This is a genomic window from Flavobacterium rivuli WB 3.3-2 = DSM 21788 (assembly GCF_000378485.1).
Classification (GTDB): domain Bacteria; phylum Bacteroidota; class Bacteroidia; order Flavobacteriales; family Flavobacteriaceae; genus Flavobacterium; species Flavobacterium rivuli.
This window is the reverse complement of sequence record NZ_KB899971.1, coordinates 68680-91183: the sequence shown is the minus strand read 5'-3', so window position 1 is coordinate 91183 and position 22504 is coordinate 68680. Positions and strand designations below refer to the sequence as shown.

Annotated in this window: 18 protein-coding genes and 1 tRNA gene; 11 read left to right on the top strand and 8 right to left on the bottom strand. The window is 39.8% G+C overall.

What is annotated here, in order from left to right:
• Nucleotides 1–56: 56 nt before the first annotated feature.
• Nucleotides 57–692 (bottom strand): DsbA family oxidoreductase, encoded by a 636-nt coding sequence (locus tag F565_RS21660; protein ID WP_020213761.1) that lies wholly within the window; start codon nucleotides 690–692, stop codon nucleotides 57–59.
• A 228-nt stretch (nucleotides 693–920) separates the two neighbouring features.
• Between F565_RS21660 and F565_RS0113440 the strand changes: the two genes are divergently transcribed.
• A complete protein-coding gene (locus F565_RS0113440; protein WP_020213760.1) occupies nucleotides 921–2210 on the top strand; it encodes a DASH family cryptochrome in 1290 nt (429 codons plus the stop codon).
• A 54-nt stretch (nucleotides 2211–2264) separates the two neighbouring features.
• Here the strand turns inward: F565_RS0113440 and F565_RS0113435 are convergent, their stop codons facing one another.
• A complete protein-coding gene (locus tag F565_RS0113435; protein ID WP_035642436.1) occupies nucleotides 2265–3332 on the bottom strand; it encodes a ligand-binding sensor domain-containing protein in 1068 nt (355 codons plus the stop codon).
• A gap of 101 nt (nucleotides 3333–3433) precedes the next feature.
• Between F565_RS0113435 and F565_RS0113430 the strand changes: the two genes are divergently transcribed.
• The 6 genes from F565_RS0113430 (at nucleotide 3434) to dnaG (ending at nucleotide 12354) form a co-directional block, all read left to right on the top strand.
• Entirely contained in the window at nucleotides 3434–4333 is a 900-nt protein-coding gene (locus F565_RS0113430; RefSeq protein ID WP_020213758.1) for a winged helix-turn-helix domain-containing protein, read from the top strand.
• A 90-nt stretch (nucleotides 4334–4423) separates the two neighbouring features.
• The gene (gene serS / locus F565_RS0113425; RefSeq protein WP_020213757.1) at nucleotides 4424–5695 is read left to right on the top strand and encodes a serine--tRNA ligase; all 1272 of its coding nucleotides are present in this window, start codon (nucleotides 4424–4426) and stop codon (nucleotides 5693–5695) included.
• Nucleotides 5696–5769: 74 nt separating this feature from the next.
• A complete protein-coding gene (locus F565_RS0113420) occupies nucleotides 5770–6480 on the top strand; it encodes a hypothetical protein (RefSeq protein ID WP_020213756.1) in 711 nt (236 codons plus the stop codon).
• Between the two features lie 102 nt (nucleotides 6481–6582).
• Nucleotides 6583–8364: a tetratricopeptide repeat protein gene (locus tag F565_RS0113415; RefSeq protein WP_020213755.1), complete on the top strand. Its 1782-nt coding sequence runs from the start codon at nucleotides 6583–6585 to the stop codon at nucleotides 8362–8364.
• 236 nt (nucleotides 8365–8600) lie between these two features.
• Entirely contained in the window at nucleotides 8601–10031 is a 1431-nt protein-coding gene (locus F565_RS0113410; RefSeq protein WP_020213754.1) for an SDR family oxidoreductase, read from the top strand.
• A gap of 310 nt (nucleotides 10032–10341) precedes the next feature.
• A complete protein-coding gene (gene dnaG / locus F565_RS0113405) occupies nucleotides 10342–12354 on the top strand; it encodes a DNA primase (RefSeq protein ID WP_020213753.1) in 2013 nt (670 codons plus the stop codon).
• Between the two features lie 203 nt (nucleotides 12355–12557).
• Here the strand turns inward: dnaG and F565_RS0113400 are convergent, their stop codons facing one another.
• On the bottom strand, nucleotides 12558–13187 hold the full coding sequence (locus F565_RS0113400; protein WP_020213752.1) for a LuxR C-terminal-related transcriptional regulator: 630 nt from the start codon (nucleotides 13185–13187) through the stop codon (nucleotides 12558–12560).
• Nucleotides 13188–13262: 75 nt separating this feature from the next.
• Nucleotides 13263–14069 carry an NAD(+) synthase gene (nadE, locus tag F565_RS0113395; RefSeq protein ID WP_020213751.1) on the bottom strand — a complete coding sequence of 269 codons (807 nt, stop codon included), beginning with the start codon at nucleotides 14067–14069 and terminating at the stop codon, nucleotides 13263–13265.
• Nucleotides 14070–14156: 87 nt separating this feature from the next.
• On the opposite strand from nadE, the gene gldB reads away from it, so the two are divergent.
• The 4 genes from gldB (at nucleotide 14157) to F565_RS0113375 (ending at nucleotide 17658) form a co-directional block, all read left to right on the top strand.
• Nucleotides 14157–15122, top strand: coding sequence for a gliding motility lipoprotein GldB (gene gldB / locus F565_RS0113390; protein WP_026300056.1), 966 nt, complete (start codon nucleotides 14157–14159; stop codon nucleotides 15120–15122).
• Nucleotides 15122–15463 carry a gliding motility protein GldC gene (gldC, locus tag F565_RS0113385; protein WP_020213749.1) on the top strand — a complete coding sequence of 114 codons (342 nt, stop codon included), beginning with the start codon at nucleotides 15122–15124 and terminating at the stop codon, nucleotides 15461–15463. The genes gldB and gldC overlap by 1 nt, the downstream gene beginning before the upstream one ends.
• A gap of 393 nt (nucleotides 15464–15856) precedes the next feature.
• Nucleotides 15857–16804, top strand: a complete 948-nt coding sequence (locus F565_RS0113380; protein ID WP_020213748.1) for a hypothetical protein — start codon at nucleotides 15857–15859, stop codon at nucleotides 16802–16804.
• Nucleotides 16805–16848: 44 nt separating this feature from the next.
• Nucleotides 16849–17658: a hypothetical protein gene (locus tag F565_RS0113375; protein WP_020213747.1), complete on the top strand. Its 810-nt coding sequence runs from the start codon at nucleotides 16849–16851 to the stop codon at nucleotides 17656–17658.
• Nucleotides 17659–18332: 674 nt separating this feature from the next.
• Here F565_RS0113375 and F565_RS0113360 read toward each other — a convergent pair.
• The 4 genes from F565_RS0113360 to ftsA all read right to left on the bottom strand — a co-directional run bounded on the left by F565_RS0113360 (nucleotide 18333) and on the right by ftsA (nucleotide 22500).
• Nucleotides 18333–18406: transfer RNA gene (locus F565_RS0113360), tRNA-Arg, on the bottom strand.
• A gap of 85 nt (nucleotides 18407–18491) precedes the next feature.
• Entirely contained in the window at nucleotides 18492–18941 is a 450-nt protein-coding gene (locus F565_RS0113355; protein WP_020213745.1) for a GatB/YqeY domain-containing protein, read from the bottom strand.
• Nucleotides 18942–19028: 87 nt separating this feature from the next.
• Nucleotides 19029–21083, bottom strand: a complete 2055-nt coding sequence (gene ftsZ, locus F565_RS0113350) for a cell division protein FtsZ (RefSeq protein WP_026300054.1) — start codon at nucleotides 21081–21083, stop codon at nucleotides 19029–19031.
• A 13-nt stretch (nucleotides 21084–21096) separates the two neighbouring features.
• Nucleotides 21097–22500 (bottom strand): cell division protein FtsA, encoded by a 1404-nt coding sequence (gene ftsA / locus F565_RS0113345; protein ID WP_020213743.1) that lies wholly within the window; start codon nucleotides 22498–22500, stop codon nucleotides 21097–21099.
• Nucleotides 22501–22504 lie beyond the last annotated feature (4 nt).

The window sequence follows — 22504 nt, the reverse complement described above, 5'->3', positions numbered from 1 at the left end:
CTGTGGTACTAACTGCCGACTATTTTGTGCGACTGCGACTGAAAACTGATTACTATCTACTGACTACTCGCAACTGTTTCAAGTGTTTCTAAAAACGCAGCAGGGTCCTGTGCTCCCGATACCGCATACTTCCTGTCGAAAACAAAGAACGGTACACCGCGTACGCCAAGTGCCTGCGCCTCTTGTATGTCGGCAATAACATCGTTTGTAAAATCGCCGTTACCCATGGCAGCCGCAAAGGCTTTGGCATCAAGGCCAAGGCTTGTAGCCATATCCATAAGTATTGGGGCATCGTCTATATTTTTACCCTCGGTAAAATACGCCTTAAACAAATGCTCTTCGGCTTCGTTTTGTTTGCCATGCTGTTTTGCAAAATGCAAAAAGCGGTGGGCATTAAAACTGTTTGCAGGAATGGTCTTGTCAAAATTATATTGCAGTCCCACCTGTGCGGCAATGTGGGCCACATTGTCATTCATTCCTGTAGCCTCATCAAGGCTAATGCCTTTGTGGTCGGCTAAGAACTGGTGAATGGTTTTTGAGGGGTCGGTTTGCATTTCAGGCGAAAGCAGGAAGCTTTTCCATTCTATCTCTACAGTATCTTTATGTTCAAACTGCGCCAGTGCCACCTCAAACTTGCGCTTGCCTATATAACAAAACGGGCACATAATATCACTCCAGATTTCTATTTTCATTTTTTAAAATTTAGAGTTGTAAAAATACCTGTTTTTTAAGATAGACACTACATTGCTGTGCATAAAATAGCACAAATACAAACATCGCAAAATCTACAAGAGCAGTAGTTGTAAGTATTATAACACATAATATAATTATTTGATTTTTAATCACAAAAATTATATTAATCTGTAAATTTTAACTTAAATAACCATAACTTTACTAACCACCCCTATACCTGTTGCGCTATGAAAACTTCTATAATTTGGTTTAAAACCGATTTGCGGCTGTATGATAATGAAACCCTTGTAACAGCAATTAAAGAAAGCGACCATGTAATACCCGTGTATTGTTTTGATGAAAACCATTACAATACCGCTTCTTACGGATTTAAAAAAACAGGATCTTTTAGGGCACAATTTATACTTGAGGCAGTGGCCGACCTTGATACACGCCTGCGCGAAACAGGATCTGGCCTTATAGTAGTGAAGGGCAACCCGGAAAAACAACTGGCCATGATTGCCCGCATGTATAATGCAACGGCCATTTATGCAAAAAAAGAGGTGGCCCCTGAGGAAATTATGACACAAAAAAGAATAAAGCAGGCATTAAAGGCGGCAAACTGCGAATTGCATTCTGTAGGCGAAAGCACTTTATTTCATGAAAAAGACCTGCCGTTTAGTATAGAAAGCATTCCTGATGTATTTACAAACTTTAGGGTTAAGGTACAAAAACACTGTGTAGTGCCCCATGTGGTGGCGAGGCCCACAGTAATAGCATCGCCTAAACTGCCTCCTGCCATTCTGCCCAAATTAAGCGAACTGGGATTAGAACCCACCGAACAGGACTCCCGTGCATCGATACAATTTAAAGGCGGGGAGGGGGAAGGGCTTAAACGCATAAACACCTTTTTTTATGAAACCCATGCCATTGTCCATTATAAAGATACCCGTAATGAACTTAAGGGCGAGAATTATTCGTCTAAATTTAGTGCTTTCCTGGCACAGGGATGCCTGTCATCCCGGGCGGTGTACAATGATTTAAAAGAATATGAAAAAGAATTTGGTGCTAATGAAGGTACAGAATGGCTGTTTTTTGAATTGTTGTGGAGGGATTATTTTTGCTTTATGATGTGTAAGCACCATACTAAACTATTTAACAAAGGCGGCATTAAAAACGAGCCACCCGTAAACCCACCACATAATGAGCGCATATTAAGGCAGTGGATTAATGGCGAAACCGGCAACGATTTTGTAGATGCCAATATGATGGAGCTTAAGTTAACCGGCTTTATGAGCAACCGCGGCAGGCAAAATGTAGCAAGCTACCTGTGCCACGACCTTAAAATAGACTGGCGTTATGGCGCAGCTTATTTTGAGCAGCAGCTTATAGATTATGATGTGTGCAATAACTGGGGCAACTGGGCCTACATAGCCGGCGTGGGCAACGACCCGCGCCAAAACCGCTATTTTAATATACAAAAACAAGCGGCTGATTATGACGCAGATGGTGGTTACCGTAAGCTGTGGCTTAGTTAGATAGCTACTGCTTATAGCTGAAAAAACAACACCTAAGAACCTTTGTGGTAAAACCTAATGCCCGCTATTTAAATTAAAGTTTGTAATGGTCTTGCCATCATAACGATGCACCCCATCAAAAGCGCCAAACCAGATGTTTCCTTTATCATCTTCTAAAATCCCGAAAATCATGGGTTTATTTGCTATTTCGGTTACTATTGGTTTTTTATTATACAAGGACTTGGCGTCATACCGGGAAAGCACCCAGACCTGATTATTATCCGTTTCTGAACTGGTCCATATATTTCCCTCTTTATCTTCGTAAATATAGCCAACAAACTTTTGGGTAAAATTTGTAAATGTTTTACCGTCATAGTGCCAAAGGCCATCGGCCCCACCAAGCCAGATGTTACCTTTTTTGTCTTTGATAATTGAACGAACGTTTGTAAAAGGTTTACCGTCTTTACTGGTTACAGCAGTAAATACCTTTCCGTCATACGTAAAGGTATTGCCTCTTGTAGCAAACCAAAATTTTCCTGTTTTGTCTTCAATAATGGCATTCACATCATTATGCATCCAGCTATCTTTAGGTATAGGGTTTTGGTAAGCTGAACTATGTACAGAATCACCCTCAGTAAGGGGAGAGGCTTCACTCATCTTAAAATTTTTAAACGATTTCCCATCATAGCGGCTTGCTCCACCCTCAGTGCCAAACCAGATAATGCCGGTTTTGTCTTCATAAATATTGGTAACGCGGTCATTAGCAAGCCCATCTTTAGTTGTGAAATTTTTAAAGGATTTCCCATCGTAATAGTAAACACCTGAACCAACAGAAGCGAACCAAAAATTTCCTTTACTATCTTCTAAAACAGAAAAGAAGCGGGCAGAACTGACTTTATTAGTAATATTGGTAAACAATTTCCCATCATATTTAAAAATACCCTCCCATGAGGCAATCCAGATACTGCCTTTTTTATCCTGCTTAACGGTACGGACTATGCTATTGGGGCCCTGAGAGGTAGATGCGCCTTCGGTTTTAACGGCATCCTGAATGCCGTTTTTTTGTTGGCATTGTACCGAAAAACTAATTACCCCTGCCAACATGATTACCATGCTGTACAAAACATTTCTTTTATTTTTCATATCTTATTTAATTGGTACAGCGAAATTATTTGAGATCTTTCAGCCAGATGGATTTAGATTGTAAATAAAAATGTAAACTTTGTAAATAAATAGTAAACAGTATGTTTAATAGCCAAATTCCCCTCTCCGGAAAACAGAAAAAACTGTTTGGGTTATTGCTGCTCTTATTTGCCTCTGCATTTTGTGTAGCTTTCAGTATGGCAGATAATGAAGATTTTGACAGTTCCAGAAGGGAAGTCTTACTCCGCAGGATAGGGCATGAAATGCTTTTACAGTCGGGCGATAGCACATCAAGGGTACTCCCTATAACAAAGATTGCAGAAAATGAATACCAGATAAGCTTTGAGAACGATCTTACTTTTCAACCTGCCTTTCTGGTAAATACTACCCGGCGTTTGTTAGCCAATGACCCGCTGGCCAGCGATTATGTTGTAAATGTTTTAAATTGTGAAAACTTAAGTATAGCCTATGGATATGCTGTATCTAAAAATAAAAAAGATGATATTGTAGCCTGTATAGGTAGGGAACAGCCAAGAGCTTGCTATAAGATCAACATTAAATTTAAACCCGCAGGCTTACATATAGTAAATAACGCATACCTTTTGGGGAGCCTGCCATTTTTTGCATTGGTTGGTTTTATGTTTTTCAGATCGGTTAAACCACAAAGAGTTTTGCCTGACCATCAGTATACTGATGTTTTAACTTTAGGCTCGGTGTTTTTCGATTCGAAAAACAGGAAGCTGATACTACATGAAAAAACTATAGACCTTACCGCAACCGAATCGCGCTTGCTGCTCATTTTTGCGCTGTCTCCCAATAAGACCGTTGAGCGAAGCAGGTTGCAAAAAGAAATTTGGGAAGATGAAGGTGTTATTGTGGGTCGCAGCCTGGATATGTTTATTTCTAAGCTCAGGAAAAAACTGGAATTTGACCCGAATATCAATATTATTGTAATTCGCGGAAAAGGATATAAGCTTGAAATCTTGGAGGGCTTAATTTAGCCTTTACATAAAACCCATCAATTAATTACTGTTAAAATGCAATAGTTAAAACAAATTATTAAATTTGCTCACTTATAAAAAAACATAACCATGTTACAGACAGTATTTATTAGGGAAAACAGGGAGAAAGTAATACAGGCGCTGGCAAAACGCAACTTTGACGCTACACAACTGGTAGACGATGTTATAGCGCTTGATGAAAAAAGAAGGCACACACAGGTTGAGCTTGATACACTGCTTTCGGAGTCCAATAAGCTGTCTAAAGATATTGGCGAACTGATGAAGGCCGGCGAAAAAGCCAAAGCAGCCATCATTAAGCAAAAAACGGTTCAGTTTAAAGACAGGAGCAAAGAGCTTGCCGACACGCTTGCTACGGTTAGCGAAGAGCTTTTACAGGTACTGTACAAACTGCCTAACACACCTGCCGATATTGTTCCTGAAGGGAAAACCCCGGAAGATAACCTGGAGGTTTTTGCCGAAGGCGAAATTCCGGTACTGCACGAAGGTGCATTGCCACACTGGGAACTGGCAAAAAAATACGACCTTATAGATTTTGAGCTTGGCGTAAAAATTACCGGTGCCGGTTTCCCTGTTTACAAAGGCAAGGGAGCCCGCCTGCAACGCGCGCTTATAGCTTACTTTTTAGATAAAAATACTGCCGCAGGCTATAATGAATACCAGGTGCCGCACTTTGTAAACGAAGCATCGGCCTATGGAACAGGACAGCTGCCCGATAAAGAGGGGCAAATGTACCATGATGCTACAGATGACCTGTATCTTATACCTACTGCCGAAGTGCCTGTTACCAACATTTTTAGGGATGTAATTATACCGGGAAGTGAATTGCCAAAACTTTGTACAGCATATACGCCATGTTTCCGCAGGGAGGCAGGGTCTTATGGGGCACACGTGCGTGGCCTTAACCGCCTGCACCAGTTTGATAAGGTAGAGATAGTACGTGTAGAGCACCCTGACAAATCGTATGAGGCTTTAGATGGTATGGTAGAGCATGTAAAAACATTATTGCGCGAGCTTAACCTGCCGTACCGCGTGCTGCGCCTTTGTGGTGGCGATATGGGCTTTACATCGGCATTAACATACGATTTTGAAGTATTCTCTACTGCGCAGGACCGTTGGTTGGAAATAAGCTCGGTTTCTAACTTCGAGACGTTCCAGGCAAACCGCCTTAAGCTGCGTTTTCGCGATAAAGAGGGCAAGAACCTGCTGGCACATACCCTTAACGGCAGTGCACTTGCATTACCACGCGTACTGGCAGGCCTTTTAGAAAACCACCAGACTCCGGAAGGTATTGTAATACCCGAAGTTTTAAGGCCATATACAGGTTTTGATATAATAAATTAGTAAATTTATAATTAGGATGATGAAACGCGGATGATACTTAACAGTATTATCCGCGTTTTGTATAATTACAGGTTATGAAAAAGATATTTACAATCGTAATACTATTTGTTTATACGGTGGTTTTGGGGCAAACGGCTTCACCCGTAACCCATGCTAAAACCATAGAGGATTTTGTGCCTAAAGGCTGGAAGCAAATTACCATTGCAAAAGGCGACCTTAACAAAGATGGTAAAGAAGATGTGGCGCTGGTTATAGAAGATACAGACAAGAAGAACTTTATCCCTAATGAAAATATGGGATCTAAAATTTTAAACGTAAACCCAAGGCAGTTGTTGGTTTTGTTTAAGGATAAGGCCATTGATTCTTATACTCTTGCTGTCTTACAGGATGCCTTTATTCCCGAAGCAAACAGTGAGGAAGACCCCTGCCTTGCCGACCCGTTATTGCAAGATGGAGGAATAGATATTAAAAGAGGAACCCTGATTGTAGATTTTCATGACTGGGTAAGCTGTGGTAGTTACTGGGTAGGCCATGTTACATACATTTTCCGGTATCAGCAGGGGAGTTTTATGCTTATAGGATACGATACATCAGAATATAACAGGGCATCGGGTGAACAAAATAAGACAAGTATTAATTTTGTTACTAAAAAGAAAAGCGTAACAACGGGCGATAATGTGCTGGCAGACACTACCGCTAAGCCTAAAACCGTTTGGGCAGATATAAATATTACAAATCTTCTGCGCCTTGAAGACGTTAACAGGACTACCGAAATGAATTACTAAAAATAATTTTGCACTAAAAATGCATCCTTATCTGCTAAATCTGCGTAATTTGCGTTATAACAAAAAAGCAACTGCAAGCACTGTTGTTTATGTTTCTTAAATATGAAAAAATTATTTATCTATATATTCCTGCTTACATCGTTTGCCACTTTTGCGCAAAACGACCAGCTTGCCTATAATTATTTTGAAAAAGGCGAGTTTGAAAAAGCACTCAGCATTTACCAGGACCTTCTTAAGGCGCAGCCTAACAATACGTTTTATGTTCAAAAAATTGCTGCTTCCTACCAGCAGCTTACGCAGTATGATAAGGCAGCGACATTGCTTTTAGACCGTTATGAAAAAACAAAACAACCGATATTGTTGGTCGAGATTGGCTACAATTACCAGTTGCAAAAAGACCAGGGTAAAGCAGATAAATATTATAAACAGGCGATAGCTGCCGTTACAGAAAACCCTAATAACGTGTACACAGTTGCCAATAACTTTGAGCAAAAAGTATTGGTACAGCAGGCATTGCAAACCTATGAGGCAGCATCTGCAGTTAATAAAAGCATGAATTTTGACTACCAAATGGCACTCCTGCAGGGCCAGCTGGGCAATACGGGATTAATGATAGACAGGCTGCTTAGCTATGCCTATGCTAACCCTCAAAACCTTATTATGGTGCAAAACCAACTGTCGCGTTTTATGAACGAGGAGGGCGAAGAAAGTTTTAACGGCGCACTGCGCAAAGCGTTGCTGCTAAATACCCAGAAAACGCAGGATATCTTCTGGAACCAGTTTTTAAGCTGGTTCTTTGTGCAGCAAAAAGATTATGGTAAGGCTTTTATTCAGGAGAAAGCTATTTTTAAGCGCGACCCGCAAATGTTTATGAATATTGTAAACCTTGCTAAAATTGCTACCGATGAAAATGAGGAAGCTACCGCCCGCGAAATTTTTGCCTTTGTTTTACAAAACACTACAGACCCCGACCTGCTCATGGAAGCTAATTATTATGTGCTTACCATGGATATTGATAAGGCAACTGCAAAAGATTTGCCAGCTATTAAAAACCGTATAGATGCACTGATTACAGAGTATGGTATTACACCCTATTCATTGGATTTACAACTGCTTAAAGCTGATTTTGAGGCGTTTCATTTAAAAGACACTAAGGCTGCCACGGCTACGCTTAACAGGGCCTTAGAGCTGCAACTAAATAAGTTTGAAGTAGCTAAAGTAAAAATGAAGCTAAGCGATGTACTGCTTATAGACGAAAAGTTTAACCAGGCTATTATTTACTATGCACAGGTTGAGGAAGATTTAAAAAATGATGCTGTTGCCCACGAAGCCAGCCTTAAAATGGCTAAGGCGAGTTATTACAAAGGCGATTTTACATGGGCACAAAAACAACTTAAGGTATTAAAAAGCAACTCATCCCAGCTTATTGCTAATGATGCGCTGGAGCTGTACCTGCTTATTATAGACAATACGGTTGAGGACAGTACCCAAACTGCCCTTAAAAAGTTTGCCCGCGCAGATTTTAAACTGTACCAAAACAAAAAAGATGAAGCGTTGGCAGGTTTTAAAGCCATACAGGCTACAGATAAAACAGCAAGTATACAGGATGTTACTTTGCTTCGCATTGGCGAAATATATGAGAGTATGGGCAACTATGACCTTGCCCTGCAAAACTACCAGCAGATAATAGACACTTACAAAGAGGGCATTTATGTAGATGAAGCCCTGTTCTTTTCGGCAGAGATATATAATAAAAAACTACAGCAGCCCGAAAAGGCCAAGCCATTCTACGAGAAGATGCTTTTTGAACATCAGGACAGTATTTACTTTATAGAGGCGCGTAAGCAGTTCAGGCTATTGCGTGGCGATGCTACGCCAAGTTAATACATGCGATTTACACCCCTAACCCTCTCTCAATAGGGGAACACTTAAACCTGTTTACTCATGTAAATTAAGTATGAGTGAAGCTGTTCCCCTCTTGAGAGGGGTTAGGGGTGTGTTCCATATATTATGTAGAAATAATAATTAGGTAACTGTTAAAATTGCACTGCGTTATATAACAGTTGTTTAAAGTTATCTCGACAGGATTATGAGTATCTTTAAGAATAACAAATTCTTACATGAAAATACTTATAACAGGTACCACAGGCTACATAGGCAAACGGCTTATTCCGTTTCTGCTTAAAGCGGGGCATGAGCTCGTTTGCTGCGTGCGCGATATTGAGCGTGCGCCATTTAAAGGCAAGGAACGCGTCAGCTTTATAGAAATAGATTTTTTAAAATATGACCCTGCCATTAAACTTCCCACAGATATCGATTGTGCCTATTATCTTATGCACTCCATGTCGGCTTCCGGCGATTTTGGTAAGATGGAACTGGAATGTGCAGAGAATTTTAAAAAATATGTTGCACCCGTAAACTTAAAGCAGGTGGTGTATCTAAGTGGTATCATTAACGAGAAAGAACTCTCCAAACACCTTAATTCACGCAAAGAGGTAGAAGAATCGTTAGAAGGTGGTAACTATGCCCTGACTACTTTTCGTGCAGGGATAATAGTGGGCAGCGGCAGCGCATCGTTCGAGATCATCCGCGATCTTGTTGAGAAACTCCCTGTAATGATCACACCAAAATGGCTCAATACCAAAACGCAGCCCATATCCATCCGCGATGTTTTGGCATACCTTAGTAAAGCTGCCGGAGACGAACGCCTGTATAATAACAACTATGATATTTATGGTCCCGATGTGCTGACCTATAAGCAAATGCTCGAAATTTTTGCCGAGGTTCGCGGGCTTAAACGCACAATAATCACGCTGCCTATCATGACACCAAAATTATCGTCATACTGGCTGTATTTTGTAACATCTACATCATACAGGCTGGCATCGTCATTGGTAGAAAGCATGAAGGTGGAGGTTGTAGCGCGGCCCAATCATCTTTCGGAAATGCTGCAGGTATTTCCGGTAAATTATCATGATGCGGTGGTTAATGCGTTTGCAGTTATCAATCAGGATGGCATTGCCTCGAGTTGGAAGGATTCTATGGTAAGCAGCCATTTTGCAGGTAAGCTGTCAAAGTATGTAAAGGTACCCAAGTATGGGGTGCTTCAGGACAACAAAGAGCGCGACATTAAAAATGAAGAAAAGGTATTAGACAGGATTTGGGCTTTAGGCGGCTCTACCGGTTGGTATTATGGTAATACTTTGTGGAAAGCCCGTGGCTTTATCGACAGGCTTTTTGGTGGTACCGGCCTGCGCAGGGGGCGTACCCATCCGTCTAAAATAGAGGCAGGAGATGCACTCGATTTCTGGAGGGTAATATCTGCCGACAGGAAAAGTAAACGCTTACTCCTCTACGCCGAAATGAGAATGCCGGGAGAGGCATGGCTCGAATTTAAGATAAAGAACGACAAACTGTATCAGCATGCTGTTTTTCGGCCAAAAGGGTTATGGGGCAGGTTATACTGGTATTCTGTGCTGCCGTTTCATTACTTTATTTTTAATGGGCTAATAAATAGTTTGGTCGAGGATGTAGAGAAGAAGGTTGTTTAATAAGTTGGGTGCTGAAATATTATACTACTTACCACAAAGGGCACAAAGTTTTTCACAAGGTTCACAAAACAGTGTAGACACAAAGTAGGAATCCCTAAAATCGGAATTAAGAACACAAGGCTTTTCGTTACAGCTTTGTGTTCTTATGCTTGGAACAAGCTTTTAATTATGCAACTTCGTGCCCTTTGTGAAAAACTTCGTGGTCTTTGTGGTAAAAAGGTTAATAGTAGCAACAAATAATCCTCATAATTTATTACAACAAAATCTTCGTAACTTTGCAGATAATTAACTTTGCAACTTCCACTACGATTTGATCTCTAAAAACACTATAGATACCGTTTTTGAAACTGCCCGTGTAGAGGAGGTAATAGGCGACTTTGTAAACCTGAAAAAATCAGGCACTAACTACAAAGGCCTGAGCCCCTTTAGCAACGAGCGTTCGCCATCGTTTATGGTGTCGCCCGTAAAGCAGATATGGAAGGATTTTAGCTCTGGTAAAGGGGGCAACTCTGTAGCGTTCCTTATGGAGCATGAGCACTTTTCGTACCCTGAAGCCATTCGTTACCTCGCCCGAAAATACAACATAGAGATAGAGGAAACTGAGCAAAGTGAGCAAATGAAGGAACAGGCTAACGAAAAGGAAAGCATGTACCTCGTGTCTGAATTTGCCCAAAAGTACTTTCAGGACACGATGCTTAATAGCGACGAAGGGCAGGCCATAGGCTACTCTTATTTTAAAGAACGTGGTTTTACCGGCGATACCATTAAGAAATTTGGCTTAGGATATTCGCCCGAAATATGGGATGCTTTTACAAAAGAAGCTTTGGGTAAGGCTTATAATTTAGATTATTTAGATAAAACCGGACTTACCATTGTGCGTGATGACGGCCGCCATGTAGACCGTTTTCGCGGGCGCGTTATGTTCCCCATACAAAGTATGTCGGGGCGCGTGCTTGGTTTTGGCGGGCGTATTTTAACTAACGATAAAAAGGCCGCAAAATACCTAAACTCTCCCGAGAGTGATATTTACCACAAAAGTAAAGTGCTGTATGGTATTAACCTTGCCAAGCAATCTATTGCCAAAAAAGATAACTGTTACCTTGTTGAGGGCTATACTGATGTGATACAGATGCATCAGGCAGGTATAGAAAATGTAGTTTCGTCATCGGGTACGGCATTAACGCCCGACCAAATTAGACTAATAAACCGCCTCACAAAAAATATTACGGTACTTTTTGATGGTGATGCTGCGGGTTTGCGTGCTTCCATCCGTGGTATCGATTTGATATTAGAGGAAGGTATGAATGTAAAAGTCTGCACCTTTCCTGATGGCGATGACCCCGATAGTTTTGCCAGGAAAACGCCCCATGATGAGCTTGTGGAATACCTTGATGCTAACTCGAAAGACTTTATACAGTTTAAGGCATCGCTGCTTATGGACGAAGCTAAAAACGACCCTGTTAAAAAAGCAGGACTTATCAGGGATATGGTAAGCAGTATTGCCAAGATACCCGACAGGATTCAGCGGGAGGTGTACATTCAGGAATGTGCCCGCATCATGGATATTTCAGAGAAAGTACTGGCAAGCGAACTGGCACAACTTGTAAGCAAAGAAGTTGCCGATGTGAGTAAGAAAATGCAGCAGGAGCAGCAACAAAATGCCATGACGGTGGTTGAACATGACGAGCCAATATTTGATGATGAAGGGAACGTTATAGATATGCAGCCGCAACGTTTAAATATTCTTGATGGACTGGAACGGCGCATACTGGAAATACTTTTGCTTTACGGAAGTACTGAACAGGATTTTGAAGATGTGTACATTAAGTATGACGAATTTGGTAAAGAATATGAAGATACTGAACAGAAGACATATAAGGTTTATGAACGTATTTACCTTAACCTGCAGGAAGATGAGATAGAATTTACTAACCCGGTTTTTAAAGATCTTTACAAAGCGGCTATAGACCACTACCTGGCAAATGAAAGCTTTGCCGTGGATGTGTTTTTAAATGCTCTTAATCCTGATTTGCAACAGGTAGCTACTGATATTTTTATGCAGGATGAACGTTACCAGCTGCATGAATGGGAAGAGAAGCAGCAAATACCAGTTAAGAGCAAGCTTATGGCAGTAGCTGCATACACTAATGAGCATATTGTAGATATGCGCTGGCTGTTGCTGGGCAGGCTTATTCAGGATCTAAAAATGAAGGTAAGCCCAGATGCCGATAATATGGAGATACTTATAAGTGTAAACGATTATAACACACTTGTAAATTACCTGTCGCGCAAGCTAAGCCGTATAAGGAGTAGTTATTTTTAGTAAGTAACTAAAATTTAAACCTGCAAGATCTCGAAGACCTTGCAGGTATAAAATTATTTAACGGCTGTTTGGTAGATTCACAGGCAAAAAAAAACACCCCGTTAGTGCTTAGGGGTGTTTTTTGTGTGGTAATCATAGCAGTTACCTAATGCTTTTCTTTGATTGTTTTAATGTAGTTGTGTGTTGCGATGGTAATGTTTTAATTAAACAATGTCAAGCGTTTTTGCCTTGTTAACAAGGTCTACAAGATTGGTAACATGAAGTTTAGTAAGCAGGCGAAGTTTGTAAGTACTAATGGTTTTTTCGTTGAGGTCCAGCAGCCTTGCAATCTCTTTGTTTTTTTTGCCCTCACTAAGGTATCGCAATACCTCAATTTCGCGCGATGACAGTTTACGGTACAATCTTTCCGATTTTTTGCCTTTGTTAAGAAGCGCGAGGTTCTTTTTAACGGTATCGCTAAATACCACTTCGCCTTCATTTACTTTTTTAATGGCGCTTTCCAGCTCTTCCATTTTGGCGCTCTTGTGCACGTATGCACTAACACCTGCTTTAAGAGCATTAGGGGCATAAATTTGCTCGGCAAGGTTGGTAAATATAATTACCTTGGTTTCAGGAAATTCCTTAATCAGGGATTTTACAGAGCTTATACTGGTAAGCCCATCCAGTTCCAGGTCTATCACGGCAGCATCTACCGTTTTCTTGCTCAGGACATCCAGGAGGCTCTCCAGGTTATTTACCACCCCTACAAAACTAATCTGCGGATTATCGCTAAAATACGACTTCATCCCGTAATGCACCACAGGGTGATTATCCGCAAGGCATAATTTAATCATAACTAAGGTTTTTTAGGGTTTACTTACCAGTAAAGTTAGCCATTAGTTTCTTAAAGTATTGTGAATGAAAGAATTTTATTTCAAATTTAAGGGTATCTCGCATACCGGTATAGGCTGCATTTTGTGCTGATTAACAGTGTTTAGCCTTGTATAAATTGTTAAAATTTCATTTTCACGGCCTGTGAAGTCGTTTTTTGTCTTCCCGGCTTTTACCTGGTCCATAGCCCACTCCAGCTCCTCATAAGATGCCCCTAACTGGTCTTCGTCACTGCGGTCATCGCCAAAAAGGCCATCGGTAGGTTTAGCCACAAGTATGGCATCGTGCACGTCAAGGTGTCGCGCCAGTTTGCGCACTTCGGTTTTGGTAAGGTCGGCAATAGGGCTAAGGTCTACACCGCCATCGCCATATTTTGTATAAAAGCCTACACCAAAATCTTCCACCTTATTACCTGTACCGGCTACCAGTGCATTGTTTATCCCCGCAAAGTAATAAAGTGTGGTCATGCGCAGGCGCGCGCGGGTGTTGGCAAGGGTAAGATCTGTAGTATGCTGGTTTTCTGCCTGTGGCATCATATTTTTAAAGTCTTCAAATACAGTAGTAAGGTTAGCCTCTGCACTCGATACATTGCTAAAACGCTCCTTAAGCAGCTTAATGTGCTCTTTAGCGCGGCTTACGTGGCTTTCGGCCTGGTGTATGGGCATTTCTACACACAGTGTAGGCAGGCCGGTCTGGGCGCATAATGATGAGGTAAGGGCAGAATCTATGCCGCCCGATATCCCTACAACAAAACCCTTAACCTTAGCGTTATCTGCATAGGTGCGCAGCCAGTTTACTATATGTTCGTTAATGGCTTCTGCCTTAAAATTTGTATCTGTGCTCATGCTGTTATATATAATAAAATTGTGTTATGTATATTTGCCATAAATTTAAATAATCCTGTTAAAACAAATCAGCAATATAGTCTTAAAATGAAAAAATATATCTTGTTTATAGCCGTTGTGCTGCTGGCCGTTTCGTGTAAAAAAGAAAATGTTGTTGAAGAAAAGGTAGCCGGCGTAAAGGTGGGCAAAATAGCTATAGAGCGTTTTGATGATATTTTTTACAACAGCAGCCCGCAGGATTTACCTAAGGTAAAGCAGCAGTTCCCATATTTATTTCCGGCCGGTAATGCCGATACTGTATGGACTAACAAAATTAAAAACCCATTGCTGCAGGAACTGCATGCTGAAGTGGATAAGAAATTTCCCAACACCAATTTTCTCGAAGAAGATATGGCTGCGCTTATGCAGCACATTAAATATTATTACCCGCAGGCACCCACGCCTAAGGTTATAACGCTTATATCTGAAATGGATTATGCCAATCGTGCCATTTATGCCGATACACTTATACTTATATCTTTAGACCTTTATCTTGGTAAAAACCATCGTTTTTATGTTGATTTCCCGGCTTACCAAAAAGAAGAATTTGAACCATCGCAAATAATGCCCGATGTGGTTACCGCATTTTCTCAGGGCAGTATAGCACCTCCGCGAGACCATACATTACTCTCTGCAATGATATATTTTGGTAAAGAGTTATATATAAAAGATTTGCTTATACCGGATGTTGCCGATAATAATAAGATAGGCTATACTAAAGAGAAGTATGACTGGGCTGTGGCTAACGAAAGTGAAGTATGGAAGTACTTTGTAGAGAATAAAGTGTTTTACAGTACCGATACTAAGCTAATTGGCAGGTTTATAAGCCCTGCGCCCTTTAGTAAGTTTTACCTGGGTTTTGACGAAGAGTCGCCCGGTAGGATAGGGCAGTGGCTGGGCTGGCAGATTGTAAAGGCATACATGGAAAACAATAAAGCTGTAACTTTGCCGCAGCTATTGGCAGCCGATGCCAAAACAATTTTTGATAATTCTAAATACAAACCTAAGAAGTAATGGCAGATACGATATTTAAATCGGTAATAAACATAGATGTAGCGCTGGACGAAAACCGCGTACCCGAAAAACTAAGCTGGACCGCCCGTGATGGTGGGGTGGTAGACCAGGATACTAAAGCTATAATGCTTTCTGTTTGGGACAGTAAACCGCAGGAAAGTATGCGCATAGACTTGTGGACAAAAGATATGCCGGTAGACGAAATGAAATTGTTTTTTCATCAAACGCTGGTTTCAATGTCTGAAACGTTTGAGCGCGCTACAGGCGACAAAAAAATGAGCGAAACCATGAAGGATTTCTGCGATTATTTTGCCGAAAAACTTGAGCTTAAAAAGCATTAATACATAGTATAAAAAGCACTTAGGGCACTATGATCTTTGTGTTTTAGTTGTAAATAACATTGTTTTACAACATCAGTCTTAAGTAGAATACACCTAAATAAAAAACCGTATAACATTGTTGATAAATGTTATACGGTTTTGTTTTGTGACCACCTTGGTGCAGAATTCGAACCATTTAATGAAGGATTTGAAGATTTTAAATGATATCTAATATTAGTACGAAAAGTAATCAATAAACAAAAAGTCCGTTTGATGGTTTATGAAATAATATCCTATTTTGAAACAAAAAACACTGACATTTGTCAGACATAGCGATCCAATTTAGAGTATATATGTCTATCATTGTCAGATATATATACAAGTTGGCGGTAATTTAAACAAATGCGTACAAAAATGAAGAAAATAATATTTTTAGCTTTAGTGGTTTTTCAATTTAATCAAACTTTTTCTCAAGAAATTTTAACCGAAATACAAGGAAAGAAAATTGATTACTTTGTAAGTTTTGAAAATAAATTAAACAGCGAATTATTTGATACAAATCAAACTTATATAGCGATGGACGATTCCGCACAGCCATTTATATATAAAAGAAAAGAGAAAAATATTCCAGATTTATTAGTAGAATACTCTTTTAGTAAAAAGGATTCTACAATTAATCAAGTTTTATATGAATGGGATGTTTACAATTTTGAAAAAAATGATAACAACGTAAAATCTGAAGAGTTCAATAAAGCCTTAATTGACAAATATAAAGCCCTTTTAAAAACTTTGACTAATAAATATGGCAAAAGCAAAGTTGAAGGAAATCTTGATGATATAAAAGAAATAGAAAGTATTAAAGGTTTAAATAGAAAAGATATTTGGAAACCAAATGACAGTTTGGAAATCGAAATGTATACTGCTATTTCCAATTATTTTAAAAAAGAAGGTTCTGTTACAAGAAATCCGACTCATAGAATAAGACTTTACGTAAAAAATATTAAGAAAAAAGTAGAACCAAAACTAGATGAGAAAACTGTATCAAATTCAAACCAAAACTTTGAAAATTTTATTACAAAATTAAAAGAGAACAATTTTACTGAAGCAAAATTATATCTGTCAGACTTTGTTGTTCAAATTGTTACTGAAAATCAATTATTAGAATTAAGGAAAATGATTGATTTTAACAATAAGCTTATTCTATTTTTTAAAGGATTTCAAATGACAATGACGGAACAAAATTATTTAATGCTACAATATAAATATGAAAACGATCAAAATGAAGTTCCAAAATCAATCATAAAAGTAATTTTTGACGATGCGAATAAAATACTTGGAATACAACCTATGAAGACACAATAAATTACTGCAAACACACGCTACGAGCAATTTGGGTATTAGGCTTAATGAAAAAATTGGTTTTGTATTTGGCAGATTTGGTAAATCCGAAAGATAACGCTGATTTTAATCCCAAACTGCCTATAGCGCGAGAACTTGTACGACATATTATGAAAAAAATTACGTTTGAAATACTACTTCTAATTTATTCAAATTTTCTTTTCTCACAATCGAAAGTTGAAAAGCTAATTCTCACAAAAGATAGTGATACAATATATTGGAATAAATACAAAAATGAGTTAATAACAAAATATAACTTTGAGGATATTTCAAGTAAAAAAGATGAAATAGTTTTTAAATTTTGGAGTTTTGGGACTTGTATTGAAATTACCAAAAACGATACTTTAATAAATGGAAATTTAACCTACTTTGTAGATGAAGTTGACGAGTTTTCAAAAAAACACTTTAAAAAGACTTTTAATCTAAAAGGTGAAACTGCAAAAGAGATAATTAATCTCATTGAAAAGACCGAAATAAATAAAATTCCGAGTGACAAATTTATAAAAGGTTGGCAACACGGTTTTGATGGAATAGAATATATTTTTGAATACAAAACCAAAACTGAATATTCTTTTAAAAATTATTGGTCACCAAACTCACATGAAAATTTAGAAAAGGCGAAAAGAATTCAAAAATTTGTAGATGAGATTTATCGAATATGTGACTCTGAAAATCTATCCAAACAATTTTCTAAAGAAATTCCATTTAGAAGTTATTCATACAATGGTGGTTCAATGGTTGTCAGCAAAATTATGACACAAGAAGAATACAGAAAGTATAAAAAAGAAAAACGTAAAAGTAAAAGACAGAATAAATAAAAAATACTATCGCACAACAGGCGTTTGGCAAGATTTCTAATTTTGCAGTAAATTCACATTACGTTTCGCAAGGGATTTTATCTTCAACATGAAATAATCGGTTCCGAACTCCGCAACCTCACCAAGCGCCGGAGCGTTATGCGCGAGCAAAATCAGCATCTATCTAAAAATTAAATATGGATAAAAATAATGCTGATAATTTAGTTTCATTTGATTTTAAAAATTGGAAACAAACGAAATTATTTCTGGAAGAGTTGCCACCGAAACTGATGTTAGAAATAGTTTTGTAGTTTTCTGTATAAATAATTCAAAAAACCTAAAGCTTGTGATATAGATTTACCAATGCTCGCTCAACTAATAGATTATGATGAAGTAAATGATGATCTTCATGAAGTGGTTGTATTAATTCAGTGTTAAATTTGATTAATGAAATTTGCTTTTCTATCTGGGATGATTTGCTTTGCCTGTTCGCTATCATTCGCGTCGATAAACCAAAGAATGGTCGTAATTTCAACCGATCAATAGATAAAAAAATAAAAACCGTAATGGGATTCGATCCAAAATTACTTGCAAACAATGGGAGCTTTGTAAAAGTAAAAAATCAAGAAAGATTTTGCCGAACCATAAAAATAGCCTGCAAAATATACACTTTGCAGGCTTTCATTTTTTTATAGTGACCACGGAGGGGTTCGAACCCCCAACCCTCAGAGCCGAAATCTGATATTCTATCCAGTTGAACTACGCGGCCAAATTATTTCAGATTTTTGATTTCAGATTTAAGATTGCCATGAGCATGGAATCTGAAATCTACATTCTGAAATCTGAAATTAAAATTATGCTAATGATTTTTTTACTACCGTAGATATAGTCTTACCATCGGCAGTACCGGCAAGTTCTTTACTGGCTATGCCCATAACCTTACCCATATCGGCCATGCCGGCAAAGTTATTATCAGCAATGATCTTTTTAACCACAGCTTCTACTTCTTCTTCGGTAAGTTGTTTTGGTAAAAATTGCTCTATAATTGCAGCCTGTGCAATTTCGGGGTCGGCAAGGTCCTGGCGGCCCTGGCCTATGTATATGTTAGCACTGTCCTTACGCTGTTTTACCAGTCGCTGCAACAGTTTTATTTCGTCATCCTGAGACAGTTCTTCTTTAGCGCCTGTTTCTGTCTGTGCCAGCAAAATTGCCGATTTTACAGCACGAAGCGATTCTAATGAAACTGTATCTTTTGCCTTCATGGCAGTTTTAATACCCTCGTTAATATCTAATAGTAAACTCATAGTTGCGTTTAATTGTGCCTGCGAAGATAAAAAAAATAACCCGAAAATACCATAGTATTTTCGGGTTAAGGTTCACATTTGGGTTAGTTAATCTACGTTATCATGAAGGAACGAATTATTAGAACGCAACTGTAAGTCGTCGTTACTATCTGTTCCTAAAGACAGTCGCGATTTGCTATTGTCTACGCGCGAATCATGAAGGTCAATCCCCATCCTTTTGTAGGCCGGTTCTTTCTCGAACTCATCTATCCTCGCCGTATTATTGTGGAATTTATAATTAAACTCTTTCATTTTCCTCCTGCGCTCTTCAGCCCTTTGGCGAAGTGTGTCTTCAATGGTCATTTCCATAGGAGACAGTTCTTCTACAGGAGCCTGGTTAACCTGAGGGGTTGGCGTTTGCCTAAGTGTAAACTTAAGTTCTTCGGCAATTGGCTCTTCCACCTTGGCTACCGGCTTTGCATCTAAAAACTCATTTTCTTTTTCAAGGTACTCCTCAAGAGAGTAGCGAATAACACCACCCTGGTTAAGTTCTGTAACCGGTACTACTTGTACAGGCTCCTGTACTTTTATGTTACGCGTTTCGTCGTTAAGGTTAAACAGTAACTTTTCTTCGCTCTTTACATTGTTTATAGAAAGGTCGAACGAAAAAGCATACTGGTCTTCCACAGCTTTCTCTACAATTACAAACTCAGGATCCCTAACTTCAATTTCCCTTACATCCTTAATAACGGGTGCCTGGTATTGTTGTGCAATAGGCTGCTGTGTAACTGGTATTTGCTGTACTGCAGGGGCAACTTCAAAAACCGGTGTCGGTGCAGGGGCAGCAATTGGTGCAACCGCAACCGGAGCTGGTGTTGGCCTTTCGCTAACCGGGGCAACTATTTCAAAAAACACATCAAGGTTGTTAATATGCTCCGAAGTGGAAACGGTGTCCGCTTCAGCTATGGGCTTTTTTTCGGCAACTTCCTCCTCAAGCGCAAAAACAATTTTTTCTTCAACAACCGGTTCAGCTTTCACTTCTGGTTTATACTGCTCTGTAGCGGCAGAAAAATCAAAAGAAGACAATGCTTTTTGCGTTAGGTTATGTACCATTTTCTGGTCGTCTTCCAGCGCGTGAACTATCTTTTTAGGTTCTGTATTAACAATTTCATTTTGCTGCTCTACATTAAAGCCTGTAGCAATAATGGTAACTGCAACACCATCGCCAAGCGATTCATCTTCGCCCACACCCATAATGATGTTTGCGTTGTGGCCTGCTTCGTTTTGTATGTGGTCGTTAATTTCGCCTATCTCATCTATGGTTATCTCTGTAGTACCCGATACAATTAGTAACAATACGTTTTTAGCGCCTGTGATTTTGTTATCATTTAGCAACGGAGAATCCAACGCATCTACAATCGCATTTTTAGCGCGCGAATCGCCCGCTGCAATTGCCGATCCCATTATTGCCGTACCACTGTTAGACAATACGGTCTTGGCATCTTTAAGGTCGATATTCTGGGTATAGTGGTGCGTTATAACTTCGGCAATACCTTTAGAGGCTGTTGCCAAAACTTCGTCTGCTTTAGAGAAACCGGCTTTAAAGCCAAGGTTACCATACACTTCCCTAAGTTTATTGTTGTTAATTACTATAAGCGAGTCTACCTGCCTCCTTAGCCTGTCTACACCTGCTAAAGCCTGCTCTTGGCGCACCTTACCCTCAAACTGAAAAGGTATGGTAACAATGCCCACAGTAAGTATATCGCGCTCTTTTGCCAGTTGTGCAATAACCGGCGCAGCACCGGTACCGGTACCGCCACCCATACCCGCCGTGATAAATATCATCTTGGTATTGGTGTCAAGCATTTTTTCTATTTCGTTTATGCTCTCAAGGGCTGCCTGCTGTCCTACCTCCGGGTTAGCACCTGCGCCAAGCCCCTCTGTAAGGCCAAGGCCCAGTTGTATCTTGTTAGGTACAGGGCTGCTTTGTAATGCCTGAGAATCGGTGTTGCAAACAATAAAGTCTACACCTTTTATTCCCTGTTTAAACATGTGATTGATCGCGTTGCTCCCGCCTCCGCCTACACCTATCACTTTGATGACGTTTGATTGATTCTTGGGTAGATCAAACGAAATACTTCCAAATTCTGAGTTGCTCATCATATCTATCAAGTTTTTATTCTGCGTTATCTAAAAAATCTTTAATCTTATCTATATACTTGTCAAAAAATGACCTCTTTACCCTTTTCTCTGTGCTTTCTTGTACCACTTTTTCAGGCACATGTGCAGCTACAGTTTCCAGTTCATGCTCGGGTTCCGGTTCCGGTTCGGGTACATGGTTAACAACCGGCGCCTGTCTTGGTACATATTGCGGCACTACAGGTTTTTGTAGTTCTACCAGTGGCGTTGCGCTCTTGGTATTGTTACGAAGGCTGTTCATTACAAGGCCTACTGCTGTAGCATAAAGCGGGCTCGAAATATCCTCATTACTGTTGCCTGCAAGGTGCTCGTTAGGGTAACCTATACGGGTATCCATACCGGTAATGTACTCTACAAGTTGCTTAATGTGCTGCAATTGCGCACCACCACCTGTAAGCACTATACCTGCAATTAGTTTTTTGCGAGGGTCTTCATGGCCATACGCCTTAATCTCTGCAAATACCTGCTCTATAATCTCTACCACACGGGCATGGATTATTTTACTAAGGTTTTTAAGCGATATCTCTTTTGGTTCGCGGCCACGTAAGCCCGGTATCGAAACAATTTCGTTATCCTTATTTTCTCCCGGCCATGCCGACCCGAATTTAACCTTAAGCAGTTCTGCCTGTTTTTCTATAATAGAGCATCCCTCTTTAATATCTTCTGTAATAACATTACCACCAAAAGGGATTACTGCCGTATGGCGAATAATACCGTCTTTAAATATGGCAAGGTCTGTAGTACCGCCACCTATATCTATAAGGGCTACACCCGCTTCTTTTTCTTCCTGGCTTAGTACAGCATCGGCAGATGCCAATGGCTCTAACGTAAGGCCGGAAAGGTCAAGGCCCGAGCTTTTAATGCAACGGCCCACATTACGGATGGATGAAGCCTGCCCCACAACAATGTGGAAACTGCTCTCCAGCCTGCCGCCGTACATACCTATAGGCTCTTTAATTTCGCTTTGTCCGTCTATTTTAAACTCCTGTGGGAGTACATGTATAATTTCTTCACCCGGCAGCATGGCAAGTTTGTGCACCTGGCCAATAAGCATGTCAATATCTGCATCGCCTATTACCTCTTCAGGATTGTTCCTGCTTATGTAATCGCTGTGCTGCATACTGCGTATGTGCTGGCCGGCAATACCCACCACCACATCGTTAATGCGGTAGCCCGAATTTTGCTCTGCCTCCTGCACGGCTTGCTGTATAGACTGTATAGTCTGGGTAATGTTGTTTACAACACCCCTTGCCACACCAAGGCTTTTGGATTTACCAAGGCCAAGGATCTCCAGCTTACCATACTCATTTTTCTTGCCTATCATAACAACGATCTTTGTTGTACCGATATCTAAACCTACTGCAATGCTGTCTTTTTCCATAACT

Excerpts from the sequence above, each read along its gene's own strand:
- F565_RS21660 (WP_020213761.1), bottom strand. The coding sequence starts at position 692 with ATGAAAATAGAAATCTGGAGTGATATTATGTGCCCGTTTTGTTATATA.
- F565_RS0113440 (WP_020213760.1), top strand. The coding sequence starts at position 921 with ATGAAAACTTCTATAATTTGGTTTAAAACCGATTTGCGGCTGTATGAT.
- F565_RS0113435 (WP_035642436.1), bottom strand. The coding sequence starts at position 3,332 with ATGAAAAATAAAAGAAATGTTTTGTACAGCATGGTAATCATGTTGGCA.
- F565_RS0113430 (WP_020213758.1), top strand. The coding sequence starts at position 3,434 with ATGTTTAATAGCCAAATTCCCCTCTCCGGAAAACAGAAAAAACTGTTT.
- serS (WP_020213757.1), top strand. The coding sequence starts at position 4,424 with ATGTTACAGACAGTATTTATTAGGGAAAACAGGGAGAAAGTAATACAG.
- F565_RS0113420 (WP_020213756.1), top strand. The coding sequence starts at position 5,770 with ATGAAAAAGATATTTACAATCGTAATACTATTTGTTTATACGGTGGTT.
- F565_RS0113415 (WP_020213755.1), top strand. The coding sequence starts at position 6,583 with ATGAAAAAATTATTTATCTATATATTCCTGCTTACATCGTTTGCCACT.
- F565_RS0113410 (WP_020213754.1), top strand. The coding sequence starts at position 8,601 with ATGAAAATACTTATAACAGGTACCACAGGCTACATAGGCAAACGGCTT.
- F565_RS0113400 (WP_020213752.1), bottom strand. The coding sequence starts at position 13,187 with ATGATTAAATTATGCCTTGCGGATAATCACCCTGTGGTGCATTACGGG.
- nadE (WP_020213751.1), bottom strand. The coding sequence starts at position 14,069 with ATGAGCACAGATACAAATTTTAAGGCAGAAGCCATTAACGAACATATA.
- gldB (WP_026300056.1), top strand. The coding sequence starts at position 14,157 with ATGAAAAAATATATCTTGTTTATAGCCGTTGTGCTGCTGGCCGTTTCG.
- gldC (WP_020213749.1), top strand. The coding sequence starts at position 15,122 with ATGGCAGATACGATATTTAAATCGGTAATAAACATAGATGTAGCGCTG.
- F565_RS0113380 (WP_020213748.1), top strand. The coding sequence starts at position 15,857 with ATGAAGAAAATAATATTTTTAGCTTTAGTGGTTTTTCAATTTAATCAA.
- F565_RS0113375 (WP_020213747.1), top strand. The coding sequence starts at position 16,849 with ATGAAAAAATTGGTTTTGTATTTGGCAGATTTGGTAAATCCGAAAGAT.
- F565_RS0113355 (WP_020213745.1), bottom strand. The coding sequence starts at position 18,941 with ATGAGTTTACTATTAGATATTAACGAGGGTATTAAAACTGCCATGAAG.
- ftsZ (WP_026300054.1), bottom strand. The coding sequence starts at position 21,083 with ATGATGAGCAACTCAGAATTTGGAAGTATTTCGTTTGATCTACCCAAG.
- ftsA (WP_020213743.1), bottom strand. The coding sequence starts at position 22,500 with ATGGAAAAAGACAGCATTGCAGTAGGTTTAGATATCGGTACAACAAAG.